The organism is Streptomyces sp. NPDC048182, assembly GCF_043202555.1.
Classification (GTDB): Bacteria; Actinomycetota; Actinomycetes; order Streptomycetales; family Streptomycetaceae; genus Streptomyces.
Genome location: NZ_JBIDAQ010000007.1, coordinates 272825 through 286340, shown reverse-complemented (window position 1 = coordinate 286340; position 13516 = coordinate 272825). Strand labels below are relative to the sequence as shown.

Annotated in this window: 16 protein-coding genes; 12 read left to right on the top strand and 4 right to left on the bottom strand. The window is 73.1% G+C overall.

Annotation, left to right across the window (positions count from 1 at the left end):
* The first annotated feature begins 2 nt into the window (after window positions 1-2).
* Window positions 3-830 (top strand): ABC transporter ATP-binding protein, encoded by an 828-nt coding sequence (locus tag ACGFZL_RS16920; RefSeq protein ID WP_393692371.1) that lies wholly within the window; start codon window positions 3-5, stop codon window positions 828-830.
* Between the two features lie 72 nt (window positions 831-902).
* Window positions 903-1118: a hypothetical protein gene (locus ACGFZL_RS16915; RefSeq protein WP_355173802.1), complete on the top strand. Its 216-nt coding sequence runs from the start codon at window positions 903-905 to the stop codon at window positions 1116-1118.
* A gap of 19 nt (window positions 1119-1137) precedes the next feature.
* Here the strand turns inward: ACGFZL_RS16915 and ACGFZL_RS16910 are convergent, their stop codons facing one another.
* On the bottom strand, window positions 1138-2697 hold the full coding sequence (locus ACGFZL_RS16910) for an APC family permease (protein ID WP_393692369.1): 1560 nt from the start codon (window positions 2695-2697) through the stop codon (window positions 1138-1140).
* Between the two features lie 292 nt (window positions 2698-2989).
* Between ACGFZL_RS16910 and ACGFZL_RS16905 the strand changes: the two genes are divergently transcribed.
* Both ACGFZL_RS16905 and ACGFZL_RS16900 read left to right on the top strand, forming a co-directional pair.
* The gene (locus ACGFZL_RS16905) at window positions 2990-3511 is read left to right on the top strand and encodes a hypothetical protein (protein ID WP_393692367.1); all 522 of its coding nucleotides are present in this window, start codon (window positions 2990-2992) and stop codon (window positions 3509-3511) included.
* An 81-nt stretch (window positions 3512-3592) separates the two neighbouring features.
* Complete coding sequence (locus ACGFZL_RS16900; RefSeq protein ID WP_355173796.1) at window positions 3593-4000, top strand: ATP-binding protein; 408 nt, start codon at window positions 3593-3595, stop codon at window positions 3998-4000.
* Window positions 4001-4033: 33 nt separating this feature from the next.
* On the opposite strand, the gene ACGFZL_RS16895 is transcribed toward ACGFZL_RS16900, so the two are convergent.
* Window positions 4034-4501 carry a spore-associated protein A gene (locus tag ACGFZL_RS16895; protein ID WP_393692542.1) on the bottom strand — a complete coding sequence of 156 codons (468 nt, stop codon included), beginning with the start codon at window positions 4499-4501 and terminating at the stop codon, window positions 4034-4036.
* 174 nt (window positions 4502-4675) lie between these two features.
* Here ACGFZL_RS16895 and ACGFZL_RS16890 point away from each other — a divergent pair, with 174 nt between their 5' ends.
* The 6 genes from ACGFZL_RS16890 to ACGFZL_RS16865 all read left to right on the top strand — a co-directional run bounded on the left by ACGFZL_RS16890 (window position 4676) and on the right by ACGFZL_RS16865 (window position 9782).
* The gene (locus tag ACGFZL_RS16890; RefSeq protein ID WP_355173794.1) at window positions 4676-4939 is read left to right on the top strand and encodes a hypothetical protein; all 264 of its coding nucleotides are present in this window, start codon (window positions 4676-4678) and stop codon (window positions 4937-4939) included.
* 28 nt (window positions 4940-4967) lie between these two features.
* Window positions 4968-5354: an SRPBCC family protein gene (locus ACGFZL_RS16885; RefSeq protein ID WP_393692364.1), complete on the top strand. Its 387-nt coding sequence runs from the start codon at window positions 4968-4970 to the stop codon at window positions 5352-5354.
* Between the two features lie 55 nt (window positions 5355-5409).
* Window positions 5410-6915 (top strand): cryptochrome/photolyase family protein, encoded by a 1506-nt coding sequence (locus ACGFZL_RS16880; protein ID WP_355173790.1) that lies wholly within the window; start codon window positions 5410-5412, stop codon window positions 6913-6915.
* Between the two features lie 107 nt (window positions 6916-7022).
* Window positions 7023-8219 carry a polyprenyl synthetase family protein gene (locus ACGFZL_RS16875; RefSeq protein ID WP_393692362.1) on the top strand — a complete coding sequence of 399 codons (1197 nt, stop codon included), beginning with the start codon at window positions 7023-7025 and terminating at the stop codon, window positions 8217-8219.
* Window positions 8220-8261: 42 nt separating this feature from the next.
* Complete coding sequence (gene nadE / locus ACGFZL_RS16870; protein ID WP_393692360.1) at window positions 8262-9101, top strand: ammonia-dependent NAD(+) synthetase; 840 nt, start codon at window positions 8262-8264, stop codon at window positions 9099-9101.
* 12 nt (window positions 9102-9113) lie between these two features.
* Complete coding sequence (locus ACGFZL_RS16865) at window positions 9114-9782, top strand: maleylpyruvate isomerase N-terminal domain-containing protein (RefSeq protein ID WP_393692358.1); 669 nt, start codon at window positions 9114-9116, stop codon at window positions 9780-9782.
* Window positions 9783-9870: 88 nt separating this feature from the next.
* Here the strand turns inward: ACGFZL_RS16865 and ACGFZL_RS16860 are convergent, their stop codons facing one another.
* Window positions 9871-10074 carry a cold-shock protein gene (locus tag ACGFZL_RS16860; protein WP_355173782.1) on the bottom strand — a complete coding sequence of 68 codons (204 nt, stop codon included), beginning with the start codon at window positions 10072-10074 and terminating at the stop codon, window positions 9871-9873.
* A gap of 291 nt (window positions 10075-10365) precedes the next feature.
* Here ACGFZL_RS16860 and ACGFZL_RS16855 point away from each other — a divergent pair, with 291 nt between their 5' ends.
* Window positions 10366-11124: a hypothetical protein gene (locus ACGFZL_RS16855; RefSeq protein ID WP_393692356.1), complete on the top strand. Its 759-nt coding sequence runs from the start codon at window positions 10366-10368 to the stop codon at window positions 11122-11124.
* Between the two features lie 27 nt (window positions 11125-11151).
* On the opposite strand, the gene ACGFZL_RS16850 is transcribed toward ACGFZL_RS16855, so the two are convergent.
* Entirely contained in the window at window positions 11152-11997 is an 846-nt protein-coding gene (locus tag ACGFZL_RS16850; protein WP_393692354.1) for a GntR family transcriptional regulator, read from the bottom strand.
* A gap of 234 nt (window positions 11998-12231) precedes the next feature.
* Here ACGFZL_RS16850 and ACGFZL_RS16845 point away from each other — a divergent pair, with 234 nt between their 5' ends.
* Window positions 12232-13500: an extracellular solute-binding protein gene (locus ACGFZL_RS16845; protein WP_393692352.1), complete on the top strand. Its 1269-nt coding sequence runs from the start codon at window positions 12232-12234 to the stop codon at window positions 13498-13500.
* Window positions 13501-13516: the final 16 nt, after the last annotated feature.

Below are 13516 nucleotides of genomic sequence, written 5' to 3'. Positions count from 1 at the left end.
CGATGACCACCGCCGAACCGGACCTGCGGGCCGAGGACCTGCACCTGGGCTACGACGACCGGGCCGTCGTCAGCGGTCTCGACCTGGCCCTGCCCGCGGGCCGGATCACCGCCATCGTCGGCGCCAACGCGTGCGGCAAGTCGACCCTGCTCAGGGCGCTGGCCCGGCTCCTCGCGCCGCGCTCGGGCGCGGTCCGCCTGGACGGCCGGGCCCTGCACTCCATCCCGACCCGGGAGCTGGCCCAGCGGCTCGGCATCCTGCCGCAGTCGCCGGTCGCGCCCGACGGGCTGACCGTCCTGGACCTGGTCAACCGGGGCCGCTCCCCGCATCAGACCTGGTGGCGGCAGTGGACGAAGGCGGACGAGGCCGCGGTGCACGACGCGCTGACCGCCACCGGCACCACGGAGCTGGCGCACCGGGCCGTCGACGAGTTGTCCGGCGGACAGCGCCAGCGCGCCTGGATCGCCATGGCCGTGGCGCAGGGCACCGAGGTGCTGCTCCTGGACGAGCCGACCACCTACCTCGACCTGGCCCATCAGATCGACGTCCTGGACCTGGTCACCGACCTGAACCGGCGCGAGGGCCGCACCATCGTCATGGTGCTGCACGACCTCAACCAGGCCTGCCGCTACGCCGACCACGTCATCGCGATGAAGTCCGGCCGCGTCGTCGCCGAGGGCACGCCCGCCGAGGTGATCGACGCGGCCACCGTGGAGGACGTGTTCGGCCTGCGGTGCCAGGTGACCGAGGACCCGGTCAGCGGCACCCCGCTGGTCATCCCGGTGGGCCGGCACCACCAGCCGGCCACGGAGCGGGCGGACGCTCCCTGAACGGCGTCCCCTCGACCACCCGGACCGGACCCGCGGGGTGCGGCGGGTGAGCGGGGGCCGCAGGCTGGGGGCATGACCGGTGCCGCGCCCGTGACCGTGTACCCGCCCGACGACGAGGGCGGGCGGCGCGTGCGCGTCGACGGCGAGACGCTCGCCCGCGCCTTCAGCACGCAGGACGTCGCCCGGATCCTCCAGGAGGCCGGCCTCCAGGACTTCGACGAGATGGACGTCGTCCGCTCCGCGCTGATCGAGTGGCGGGGCGGCGGCCCGGACGTCTGGGAGCGGTGAGGACCGACCGGAGGCGGGGTCAGTCCTCGGCGACCAGGGCGGGGGTGGACCTGGTGAGGACCTCGCCGCGGAAGAAGGCCGGGCTGCGGCGGTGCATCACGGCCATGACCACCACGCCGAGCGCGAGCAGTCCCACGCCGATCACGAAGACCGAGCCGACGCCGAGGACGGACGAGCCGGAGCCGTAGGCGGGGTCCCACATGTCGGCGAGGGTCTTGACGAAGACCGCGGTGAGCAGGGCGCCGCCGACGAGCGGGAAGAGCCCCTTGAACAGCAGGTCGCGCCCGGACCTCAGCAGCTCGGAGCGGAAGTACCAGGCGCAGGCGAAGGCGGTCAGCGCGTAGTAGAAGCAGATCATCAGGCCGAGGGCGTAGATCGTGTCGACCAGGACGTGCTCGCTGACCAGTGTCATCACGGTGTAGAAGACGCCGGTGGCGACGCCGGCCGTGACGGTGGCGCGGCCGGGGGTGCGGAAGCGCGGGTGGACCTTGGCGTAGGCGGGCGGCAGGGCCTCGTACGTCGACATGGCGAGCACTGTGCGGGCCACCGGGATGAACGTGGTCTGGAGGCTGGCGGCGGCCGACGCGAGCACCGCGACGAACAGCGCGATGCCGAGCACCGGTCCCATCACCGGGCCGGCCAGCGCGGCGAAGACGTTGTCCGAGGTGGCGGGGTTGGCGAGGCCGAGGCCGTGGTCGCCGGAGCCGACGATCATCTGGGCGGCGACACCGGTGGCCAGGTAGGAGCCGACCAGCACGATCATGGCGACCAGCGCGGCGCGGCCCGGGGTGCTGCTGCTGCCGCTGGTCTCCTCGTTGGCGGTCAGGCAGGCGTCCCAGCCCCAGTACATGAAGATGGAGAGCGAGAGGCCCGCGGTGAAGGCGGCGAAGGACTGGACGGCGAACGGGTTCAGCCAGGACCAGGAGAAGTGCGCGGAGGTGGGGAAGTCGGCGCTGCCGGCCTTGGCGAAGGCCATGGCCACGAACACGGCGAGGACCACCAGTTGCAGCCCCACCAAGGTGTACTGGAGGCCCTTGGTCGCGGTCATGCCCCGGTAGCTGATGACGGTGGCGGTCCCGATGAGCGCCAGGCAGGTCAGGATGTGCACGGCCTTGTTGCCGTCCAGGGCCGCCACCGAGTCGCTGCCGGTGATCTCCCCGGCCAGCAGCCAGAAGTACGAGGTGGCCACGCCCGCCAGGTTGGACAGCACGATGATCGTGGCGATCACCAGGCCCCAGCCGCACATCCAGCCGACCCGGGGTCCGAACGCCTTGACCGTCCAGGTGAAGGAGGTGCCGCAGTCGGGCATCGCCTTGTTCAGCTCGCGGTAGGCGAAGGCGACGAGCAGCATCGGCAGGAAGCCGGCGAGGAAGACGGCCGGCATCTGCACGCCGACCTCGCCCGCGGTGGAGCCGAGCGTCGAGGTCAGGCAGTAGACGGGGGCCACGGTGGAGACACCGATGACCGCGCTGCCGAGAAGCCCCACGGAGTTGCCGCTGAGCCCTTTGGCGCGCATGCCTTCGCCGGCGGTCCCGTCGGCTGTGTCGCCCGCCCGGGGCCGTACGTCCAGCTGAGTCATGAACGAGACGTTAATTCCTGCGGTTTCCGTGGCGATGTGGGAGCCCGGTGGGCCTCATGAAGGCCGTTGCGCCATGCATATACCCGTCCGGGCGCGCATATCACCTTGTGATCCAAGGTGACAGGCCGACCGACGCCATGCCTTCCAAAGAGTGAAACAACAGGTGTCCGATATTCGGTAATCGCAGTGACGTCCATATTGCGCCACTCGAAACCTTCCGCGTGATCTGTGCCACAGGGGCGTCCGACGCCCTCTGGCGCCCGCCCGCCGGGCTCGGGCACCATCGTCGCCCATGGAGACGAGACGTACGAAGAACGGCCGGCTCCGCTCGGCCGTCACCGCGCTCACCCTGGTCGTGGCACCCGGCATCGTGGTCGTCGGCGGTGCCGGCGACGCCGTCGCGGCCACCAAGATCAGCCACGCCACCGCGACATCCATGTTCCGCGACGTCGGCATCACCTGGTCGTCCTCCGGCGGCTGCTCCAACCGCAACAACGCCACCTGCACGTCCTTCGACCAGCTCAACCTGACGAGCGCGCAGGGCGCCCAGACCCTCAAGCGGGCCAGCGGCTGCGGGCTCAACATCACCGGCGGCACGGAGACCGGCCACGCCTCCGGCACCTACTCGCACTGGAACGGCTACAAGCTGGACTTCGGCAAGGCCACCTGCCTCACCAACTACATCAAGAACAACTTCACCTACATCGGCCTGCGCGGCGACGGCGCCGCCCAGTGGCAGTCGGGCTCGGGCAACGTCTACGCCGACGAGGGCAACCACTGGGACGTCACCTACTACAACTGCGGCGGCTGCTGAGCGGGCCGCACCGCACCGCGTCAGCCCGCCTCCCGGGGGTACAAGCCCACCGACACGGGGCAATCGCAACGGGAGGGCACGGTGGACGGATCGTCACTACGGGCGGTGGGCTGGGCGCGTTCCCTGCCGCTGAGCAGCGACGTCAAGGCGGCCCGGGACTGGGCGCGGCGGCACATGGAGTCGCTGGGCTGGGCCGAGAGCGCGCCGGACACGGTGGACGACGTGCTGCTGACGGTGTCCGAGCTGGTCACCAACGCGCACGTGCACGCCCGCAGCAGCGCCCAGATGGTCATGACCTGGGACAACCAGTGCCTGCACCTCGCGGTGCACGACCGTTCGACGGATCTGCCGGCGCCCCGGCCGCCCAGCCCCGACCGGCTCGGCGGCCGGGGCATGATGCTCATCGACGCGCTGGCCGACAGCTGGGAGGCGCGTCCCTGTCCGCACGGCAAGACGGTCACCGCCTGCTTCCACCCGCCCGGCCGCTGACCTGCGGCCGGGCGGGCGGTCGCGGGACGGGCGTCAGCGCCGGCCGGCGAACCAGTCCCGCTGGTCGCCCTTGGCGGCCGCCAGCGTTCCGCAGTTGGACCCGTAGTTCCAGGCCTGCAGATTGCCGATGACGCCGCCCCACTCGACGCACGCCCCGCGGGCGGCCACGTAGACGGGACCCGCGTAGGAGCGGTACTGCCCCTCGTCGACCTGTTCCACGTCGGTGCCGACGTTGCGCAGGTAGGCGACCATGTACGTCGCCTTGCCCGTGGTGGTGCGGACGGTGACCGTGCAGTTCTTGCCCGTCGAGGAGTTGTACGTGAGGTAGACCGTGCCGACGCTGCCGACCGGCAGCGAGTTCACGACCTTGTAGCCGGAGCCGCAGACTCCGTTGTACGCCGCGGTCGCCTTGCCGGTCGCCGCGCCGGCGGCGGGCGCCGAGACCAGCAGCCCCGCCCCGATCGCCCCGACGGTGACGAGTGCCGCACCGGCGGCTCGCATGGAACGTTTCATGGCACCTCGATCCCTGATGTGAGCGGCCTCCCCCTGGTGGTGCAGAAGCCATCAAGTCAGACCTTCGTGACCGATCAGCGGTTGTACGCACCCAGGGGCGATTTCGGGCCATCCGCCCGGCCTCGACGTGCGCCGGGCGCGGGCCGCCTCGATCCTGAGGGCATGGACAAGGCGCAGTTGATCGAGACGACCGCCGAGAGCGCGAGCGGGCCGGGCGGGGGTCGGGCCCTCTCCCCGGAGGACGTGGAGCGGGTGCTCGACGCCGTTTTCGGCACCGTGGAGCACCCGGGTGCCATCGCCCGGGCCCTGCGCGGCGGCGAGGCGGTCACCCTGGGCAGCTTCGGCAGCTTCCACGGCGGTGGCGACACCGCGGACTTCCGGCCGGGCAGGGCGCTGACCGAGTTCCTGCGCGGCGAGGTCCGGTGACCGCACCGCCCGCGCCGGGTCGCCCGCCATGGCCGAGCTGACCCTCCGGGCGGCCGGCCGGGCCGCCGCCGACCTCGTCTGGTCCCGGTACACGACATACCGGGAGTGGCCGCGCTGGTCCCCGCAGATCGTGCGGGTCGAGGCGCCGGGCGAACGCGTCGCCGCCGGGGCGCGGGGCACGGTGCGCTCGCTGCCGGGGATCGCGGTCGCCTTCCGCGTCGAGTCGGTGGACGAGGAGCGGCGGCGCTGGGTCTGGCGGGTGCGGCTGGGCCCGGTGCGGCTCCGGCTGACCCACGAGGTGCGGGCGCTGGGCGAAGGCGCCGAGACCTCGCTGCGGATCGAGGGCCCGGCCCTCGCCGTGGCCGCGTACGCGCCGCTCGCCCGCCTGGCGCTGCACCGGCTGCTCAGGCCGTGAACCCGTACGACCCACTCATCGTCCGGACCGGACCCGACGAAGGCGGCCCGCACCCATGGTCACTCCCCACTGGCTCTTCGGCGACCAGCTCGGGCCGCACTTCCTCGCCCCCGGCCCCGACGGGCCGCCCCGCGACGCGCCCGTGGTCATGGTCGAGGCCCGCTCCGTGTTCCGGCGCCGGCGCTTTCACCGCGCCAAGGCGCACCTGGTGCTGTCGGCGATGCGCCACCGCGCCGCCGAACTCGGCGACCGGGTGCGGTACGTGCGCGCCGAGACCTACCGGGAGGGGCTGCGCGAGGCCGTCGGCGGCGGCCCCCTGACGGTGCACCACCCGACCTCGCACGCGGCGCTGCGGCTGGTGCGCTCGCTGGACGGCGTCACCGTGCTGCCCGCCCGCGGCTTCCTCGTCGGGCACGACGACTTCCGCGCCTGGGCCGACGGGCACGGCGGACAGCACCTGCGCCAGGAGGACTTCTACCGCTGGGTGCGGCGCGGCCACCAGCTGCTGATGGACGGCGACGAGCCGGTGGGCGGCCGGTGGAACCACGACCACGACAACCGGGAGCCGCCGCCCAAGGGGGCCCGGACCCTGGACGCGCCGGCCCCCTACCGGCCGCGCGAGGACGACGTCGACGCCGGGGTGCGCGAGGACCTGGACCGCTGGGAGCGCGAGGGCGCGGTCTCCTTCGTCGGCCGGGACGGTCCCCGCCGTTTCCCGGCCACCCGGCGCGAGGCGCTGGCGGCGCTGCGGCGGTTCGTGGACCGGCGGCTCGCCGGGTTCGGGCCGCAGGAGGACGCGATGCTGGCCGCGGACCCGGTGATGAGCCACAGCCTGCTGTCCTCCTCGCTCAACCTCGGGCTGCTGCACCCCGCCGAGTGCGCGGAGCGCGCCGAGGACGCCTGGCGGGCGGGGCGGGCGCCGGTCAACAGCGTCGAGGGCTTCGTCCGCCAGATCGCCGGATGGCGCGAGTACGTCTGGCAGTTGTACTGGTACTTCGGCGACGACTACCGCGACGGCAACGCCCTCGGGCACGACGTGCCGCTGCCGGACTGGTTCCTCGAACTGGACGCCGACGCGGTCACCGCGCGGTGCCTGTCCACGGTCCTCGCCCAGGTGCGCGACACCGGCTGGACGCACCACATCCCCCGGCTGATGCTGCTCGGCAGCCACGCCCTGCAGCGCGGCTGGGATCCGAAGGCGGTGACCGACTGGTTCCACCGCTGCTTCGTGGACGGCTACGACTGGGTGATGGTGCCCAACGTGGTCGGCATGTCCCAGTACGCCGACGGCGGCCGGATGACGACCAAGCCCTACACGTCGGGCGGTGCCTACGTGCACCGGATGAGCGACCTGTGCGGCGGGTGCGCCTACCGGCCCGACGAGCGGGTGGGCGAGCGGGCCTGCCCGTACACGGCCGGGTACTGGGCCTTCCTGCACCGGCACCGCGCGCGCCTGGCGGGCAATCCGCGCATGTCGCAGGCGGTGCGGGGCCTGGACCGGCTGCGCGACCTCGACGCGCTGCTGCGCCAGGAGGGGCACCGGGGTGACGAGGCGCCCTGACTGATGATCGGTCAGGACGTCACTGCATCCGCGTCCGGTGCACCCGGCGAACACCTCCGGTGACGGGGGACCGCGCACATGTCGCGCACACGTCGAGAGGAACCGGGATGCGCCCCACAGGGACCGAGGACCAGCACACGACCGCGCCGCCGTCGCCCGAAGCGGTGGCCGCCGTCGACGCGGACGTGCCGGCCGCCGTGGGCCGGGTGCTCGACGAGGTCCTCGCCGACCGGCTGGCCCGGGCACGGGCGGTGGACGCCGTGTTCACCGACGACCTGGCCGCGCGGGTCGCGCGTTTCACGACCGCCGGCGGCAAGCGCACCCGCTCCCAGTTGCTGTGGTGGTCCGCGCGGGCCTGCGGCGTCGGCGAGGGACCGGCGGCCGGGGCGGCCCTGCGGCTCGGCGCGGCGCTCGAACTCCTGCAGACCTGCGCGCTGGTGCACGACGACGTGATGGACGGCTCGGCGCTGCGCCGCGGCCGGCCCGCCCTGCACGCCGACGTGCGCGCCCAGTACGGCGGCTCGGCGCCGTCCGCGCGGGTCGCCCGCTTCGGGGAGTCGGCCGCGATCCTCGCCGGCGACCTGGCGCTGGCCTGGGCGGACGACCTGGTGGCCGAGACACCGCTCGAACCCGGCGCCGGCCGGGCGGTGCGCCGGCTGTGGGGAGACATGCGCCTGGAGATGGTCGCGGGGCAGTACCTCGACCTGCAGGGCCAGGTCACCGCGTCGCACGCGCCGGACCGGGCGCTGCGCGCGGCTTGTCTGAAAAGCGCCCTGTACTCGGTGGAGCGGCCGCTGGCGCTGGGGGCCGCCGTGGCGGGGGCGGACGTGGCCACCACGCGGGCGCTGTGCGCGGCCGGGCGCCGGATCGGCATGGCCTTCCAGCTGCGCGACGACCTGGACGACGTCTTCGGTGATCCCCGGCGGACGGGCAAGGTCTGCGGTCAGGACGTCCGCGACGGCAAGCCCACCTATCTGGTCGCCCTGGCGCGGACCCGCGCGGAGGAGGGCGCCGACCACCGGGCCCTGGAGGTGCTCAAGCGGTCGTTCGGCGACGCGGAGCTGACCGAGGAGGGCCTGGACGACGTGCGGCGGGTTCTGGTCCGCACGGGCGCCCGGGCCGCGGTGGATGACCGGATCGACCGGCTGGTGGCGCAGGGCCTGCGCCATGTCGAGGCGGCCCGGCTCGCACCGGAGGGCGGGCGGCGGCTGCGCCGGCTGCTGTGCGCGGCGGGCGGCGGGCAGGGCGGCGGTGACGAGCGGCCGGGTGCTCGCGAGCTGATCGGACGGGGGCCGGCTGGGTAGGGTGAAACGGCGAGATTGTCATCCATGCAGCTAGGAGCAGACGTGAGCGAGCCGGCGACCGCCGTCCAGGAGAGTATCGCCCGTGAGCTGGAGGTCACCGCCGCCTTCGACGCCGAGCGGGAGATCGAACGCCGCGTGGACTTCCTCACCGGGCAGCTGACGGGCACCGGGCTGCGCTGCCTCGTCCTCGGCATCAGCGGCGGGGTGGACTCCACCACCGCGGGGCGGCTGTGCCAGCTGGCCGTGGAGCGGGCCAGGACGGCCGGGCACGAGGCGAGTTTCTACGCGATGCGGCTGCCCTACGGCGTGCAGGCCGACGAGCACGACGCCCAGCTCGCCCTGTCCTTCATCCGGCCCGACCAGGTGCTGACGGTGGACGTGAAGCCCGCCAGCGACGCCGCCCTGGCCGCCGCGGTCGCCGCCGACGTGGTCTTCCGCGACGCGGGGCACCAGGACTTCGTGCTCGGCAACATCAAGGCGCGCCAGCGCATGATCGCCCAGTACGCGGTGGCGGGCGCGCACGGCGGCCTCGTGGTCGGCACCGACCACGCCGCCGAGGCGGTCTCCGGGTTCTTCACCAAGTTCGGCGACGGCGCGGCCGACGTGGTGCCGCTGACCGGTCTGACCAAGCGCCGGGTGCGCGCCGTGGCCGAGGCGCTGGGCGCGCCGGCCGAGCTGGTGGGCAAGGTGCCGACGGCCGACCTGGAGACCCTGTCGCCGGGCAGGGCCGACGAGGACGCCCTCGGGGTGACGTACGACGACATCGACGACTTCCTGGAGGGCCGTCCGGTGGACGAGGTGACCGCCAAGACGATCGTCGACCGCTACCGGCTCACGGACCACAAGCGCCGGCTGCCGATCGCGCCGTCCCCGGACGCCTGAGGCGGGGCGGGGGTGGACCGCACGGCGGACCTCTTCACGCGGACCTGGTCCGCGCTGCGCGCGGCGGTGGCCGGCCTCGCCGACGCGGACTTCGCGGCGCCGTCAGGCTGTGCCGGCTGGCTGGTGCGGGACCTGGTGTGCCATCTGGTCGTCGACGCCCAGGACGTCCTGATCACCCTGGCCACCCCCGCCGAGGGCGAGCCCACCCGGGACGCGCTGGGCTACTGGGAGGTCTCGTCCACGCCGCCGACGGGGGACGACCCGCTGGACGCGCTGACGGTCCGTCTTGCGGCGGCCTACCAGGACCCGCGGCTGCTGGCGTTCCACCTGGACGACGTGGGCTCCGCGGCCGGCCGCGCCGCCCGTCTCGCCGATCCCGCGCTGCGGGTCGGCACCCAGGGCCAGGTCCTCACCGCGGGCGACTACCTTTCGGCGTACGTCCTGGAATGGACGCTGCACCACCTGGATCTGGTGGCCCATCTGCCGGGCACGGCCGGTCCGCCGGCGGAAGGGGCGGCGCGGGCGCGCGAGATGCTGGAGGGGATCACCGGAGCCGGGTTCCCCGCCGCCTGCTCCGACACGGACGCGCTGCTGGTCGGCACCGGCCGCAGGGCCCCGACGGAGGAAGAGCGGGCCGTCCTGGGCCCCTTGGCCGACCGGCTCCCGTTCGTGCTGGGCTGACGTACCGGGCCGGGGGTCCGGCGGACGACGATGCCCGGGGGACGCGTGGTCCCCCGGGCATCAAGTCACACTCCGTCAACCCCGTGGGTCAGGCGGGGGTGATGTTCTCCGCCTGCGGGCCCTTCTGGCCCTGCGTGATGTCGAAGGTCACGGCCTGGCCTTCCTGGAGCTCACGGTAGCCATTGGCGTTGATGTTGGAGTAGTGCGCGAAGACGTCCGGGCCGCCTCCGTCCTGCGCGATGAAGCCGAAGCCCTTTTCGGAGTTGAACCACTTGACGGTACCGCTGGCCATGCCTTTGCCTTTCAGCCGATATCGGATCCGCACCGCGCGGACCCGGAGGTGGTCGTCCTGGTTCCCGGGCACCGGCGAAGGCACAGGAAACCGCCCGCGCCGGGGCGCGGGCGGTGTGGGCGAACCACGACATCTGACGCTGACGCTACACGGCCTGCCCGGGTGCCACCAGTGACAAAGGGGTCCGACCGGCCGTCGTGCGCCATACGGGGGAGAGCGGGGACCCCGTCGACATCCCGATCCGTAAGCGGTCAAGCAATGAGTAGGCCACTCACGGAGTCGGAGATCGATATGACCGTCAGGAACGCCCTGGCCGCTGTGTTCGGTGCCGTCGTGTGCACCGGAGTCCTGTCAGCGGGCTGTGCCGCGCCGCCGCGGGATCCCGCCGAGCCACGCCCGCCGGGCGGCTCCGCGGCCGGGCCGCTCTCGCCGCGCCCGGCTCCCCCGCGGCTGTCCGCCCGGCCGCTGCCCGGTCTGGGGGCGGGGATGCGGGCCCGGGTCCCGGCCGGCAGCCGGCAGGCGCTGGTCGTCACGGGTAGCACCGAGGACTCCAACGAGGCGGAGGCGGTGCTCTACGAGCGGCTCCCGGTGCAGGGCTGGCGCCCGGTCGCCGGGCCCTGGCCGGCCCACAACGGGCTGCGCGGCTGGACCGACGACCACGAGGAGGGCGACCAGCGCACGCCGGTCGGCGTCTTCGGGCTCAGTGACGCGGGGGGCCTGCTGCCGGACCCGGGGAGCCGGCTGCCCTACGACGAGGACCCGCTGTTCCACGTGACGGGCAGCGGGGCCCTCGGCGAGCCGCTGGCGGGCTCCTTCGACTACGTGATCGCGATCGACTACAACCGGGTCCCCGGCACCTCCCCGCTCGACCTCACCCGGCCGCTGGGCGAGGAGAAGGGCGGCGGGGTGTGGGTGCACGTGGACCACGAGGGTCCCACCAGTGCCTGTGTCTCCCTGAGCGAGGAGCACATGCGCACCCTGCTGGGCAGCCTGGACCCGGCGAAGGAGCCGGTGATCGTGATGGGGCCCCAGGAGACGCTGGCCGGGTGACGGCCGGCGGACGGGGGCGGGCGGCCGTCACAGATCGTCCTGGACCACCCCGCGCGTCGAGAAGGTGACCGGGTCCGTGCCGGCGAAGTCGCCCGGCGGGATGCCCGGGTGGTGGCCCTCGCGCGGGGCCGGCACCGGCGCGTCCGGGGCCAGCGCGAGGCGGGAGACGATGCGGTAGCGGTCGCCGCGGTAGAGGGAGTGCACGTACTCCACGGGCCGGCCGCCGGAGTCCGTCGTCAGGCGCTCGAAGAGCAGCGCCGGGGAGAGCTCGGGCACATCGAGCAGGTCGGCCTCGGCGCGGGTGACCACGGTGGGCTCGATCGACTGGACGGCCTCGCTGACCCGGACGGCGTGCCGCGCGTTCAGGTGCTCGTAGAGGTCGCCCTGCTCCAGTTCCGTACTGGTCAGGTCCGCCACCAGTTCGGTGGGGACGTGCAGGTACTCGATGGCCATGGGCGAGCCGTCGACCAGGCGCAGCCGGGCCACGTAGTGGATCCGGGCGGCGGGGGAGATCCGCAGCTTGCGTCCCACCCGGGCGCCGGCCGGCAGGGTGCTCATCTCCAGCAGCCTGCTGGTCCACGCGCCGCCGGCCGGCGCCAGGCCGAAGGCCCGCGGCTGCGAGACGAGTTCCTGGGTGATCTTCTCGGCGGCGACGAACATGCCCCGGCCGTGCTCGCGCACCAGCAGTCCCGCACGCACCAGTTCGTCCACGGCGGCCCGCAACGTCGGCCGTGAGACGCCGAGTCGGGCACAGAGCGTGCGTTCGGACGGGATGGCGTCGCCGGGGCTGCGGTCCTCGATCAGTTCCAGGATCGCGTCCCGGACGCGTTCGCGCTTGAGTACCGCACCGGAGGCGGCGGCGTCGATCTCCATGCGGGCTCTTCTTCTCTCAACTGGTTCGCTGGTCAGGACCACTCTATCCGGCCGGCTCGACCGCCAGCCAGCCGATGGCACGCCTGATCCGGCGAAATCCCCTTCTTACTTTGGGGGTTGACGTCGACATTGGTCCATGCCACCTTCATCCCGCACCCACTGGTAAGGCACTGGTCGCCCGTGCTGGTCAAGTGCGGACGCGCCGTCCATTCCCTGGTCTCCCCGAGGTGAACCGTGAAGTACCGTGCCCTCGCTCTGTTCGGCTCGCTGGTGCTCGGCGCCGGCCTCACCGCCTGTTCCTCCTCCGACGACTCCGCGGACGGGGCCGGGGGAGGCAGGACCGCTCTCGACGTCTGGCTGATGCGGGACAGCGTCTCGGCCGAGTTCCAGAAGCAGTTCGAGACCGGCTTCGAGAAGGCGCACCCCGAGATCGACCTGAAGATCCAGATCCAGGAGTGGGACGGCATCGGGGAGAAGGTCACCGCCGCCCTGGCCAGCAACGACGCCCCGGACGTGATCGAGGTCGGCAACACCCAGGTCGCGCAGTACGCGCAGAGCGGCGGCCTGACCGACTTCTCGGACAAGGTGGCGGAATTGGGCGGCGACGCCTGGCTCAAGGGCCTGGCCGAGCCCGGGGCGTGGGAGGGCAAGCAGTACGGCATCCCGTACTACGCCGCCAACCGGGTCGTCATCTACCGCACCGACCTGTTCCAGAAGGCGGGCGTGGACGCCGCGAAGATCAAGACCCGCGAGCAGTGGACGGCCGCCACGCGGAAGCTGGACAAGGGCGGCACCCAGGGCATCTACCTGCCCGGGCAGAACTGGTACACCCTGTCGGGCTTCGTCTGGGACGAGGGCGGCGACCTGGCCGTCGAGTCCGCCGGCAAGTGGAAGGGCGGCCTGGACAGCCCCGAGGCGCTGCGGGCGATGGCCTTCTACCAGGGGCTCCAGGCGCTCGGCAAGGGGCCCAAGGACTCCGACGAGGCGCAGCCGCCGCAGGCGGAGGTGATGGCCAAGGGGCAGATCGCCCAGATCATCGCCGTCCCCGGCGGCGCGAAAGTGGTCGAGGAGAAGAACCCGGCGCTGAAGGGGAAACTGGGCTTCTTCCCGATCCCCGGCAAGACCGACGCGCAGCCCGGTGCCGTGTTCACCGGCGGCTCCGACCTGGTCGTCCCGGCGGTCGCCGCGCACCAGGAGCAGGCGTACACCTTCCTGAAGGAACTGACCGGCGACGCCTGGCAGAAGAAGCTCGCGGTGGCCATGAGCTACGTGCCGAACAAGGTCACGCTGGCCGGCGCGGTCTCCGCCGACCCCGGCACCGCGGCCATGGCGGCCGGCGCCGTGAACGGCCACGCCACGCCCAACACGCCGCAGTGGGCGGCGGTGGAGGCCAAGAACCCGGTCAAGGAGTACATGACGGCCGTGCTCACCGGCCGCGACGCGAAGTCGGAGGCGGCGAAGGCGTCGGCCACCATCACCTCGACCCTCAACAGCGGCTCCTGACCCGGGAAGCGGGAGT

Excerpts from the sequence above, each read along its gene's own strand:
- ACGFZL_RS16895 (WP_393692542.1), bottom strand. The coding sequence starts at position 4,501 with ATGCGAGCCGCCGGTGCGGCACTCGTCACCGTCGGGGCGATCGGGGCG.
- ACGFZL_RS16850 (WP_393692354.1), bottom strand. The coding sequence starts at position 11,997 with ATGGAGATCGACGCCGCCGCCTCCGGTGCGGTACTCAAGCGCGAACGC.
- ACGFZL_RS16855 (WP_393692356.1), top strand. The coding sequence starts at position 10,366 with ATGACCGTCAGGAACGCCCTGGCCGCTGTGTTCGGTGCCGTCGTGTGC.
- ACGFZL_RS16915 (WP_355173802.1), top strand. The coding sequence starts at position 903 with ATGACCGGTGCCGCGCCCGTGACCGTGTACCCGCCCGACGACGAGGGC.
- ACGFZL_RS16910 (WP_393692369.1), bottom strand. The coding sequence starts at position 2,697 with ATGACTCAGCTGGACGTACGGCCCCGGGCGGGCGACACAGCCGACGGG.
- ACGFZL_RS16885 (WP_393692364.1), top strand. The coding sequence starts at position 4,968 with ATGGCCGAGCTGACCCTCCGGGCGGCCGGCCGGGCCGCCGCCGACCTC.
- ACGFZL_RS16920 (WP_393692371.1), top strand. The coding sequence starts at position 3 with ATGACCACCGCCGAACCGGACCTGCGGGCCGAGGACCTGCACCTGGGC.
- ACGFZL_RS16905 (WP_393692367.1), top strand. The coding sequence starts at position 2,990 with ATGGAGACGAGACGTACGAAGAACGGCCGGCTCCGCTCGGCCGTCACC.
- ACGFZL_RS16875 (WP_393692362.1), top strand. The coding sequence starts at position 7,023 with ATGCGCCCCACAGGGACCGAGGACCAGCACACGACCGCGCCGCCGTCG.
- ACGFZL_RS16860 (WP_355173782.1), bottom strand. The coding sequence starts at position 10,074 with ATGGCCAGCGGTACCGTCAAGTGGTTCAACTCCGAAAAGGGCTTCGGC.
- ACGFZL_RS16890 (WP_355173794.1), top strand. The coding sequence starts at position 4,676 with ATGGACAAGGCGCAGTTGATCGAGACGACCGCCGAGAGCGCGAGCGGG.
- ACGFZL_RS16880 (WP_355173790.1), top strand. The coding sequence starts at position 5,410 with ATGGTCACTCCCCACTGGCTCTTCGGCGACCAGCTCGGGCCGCACTTC.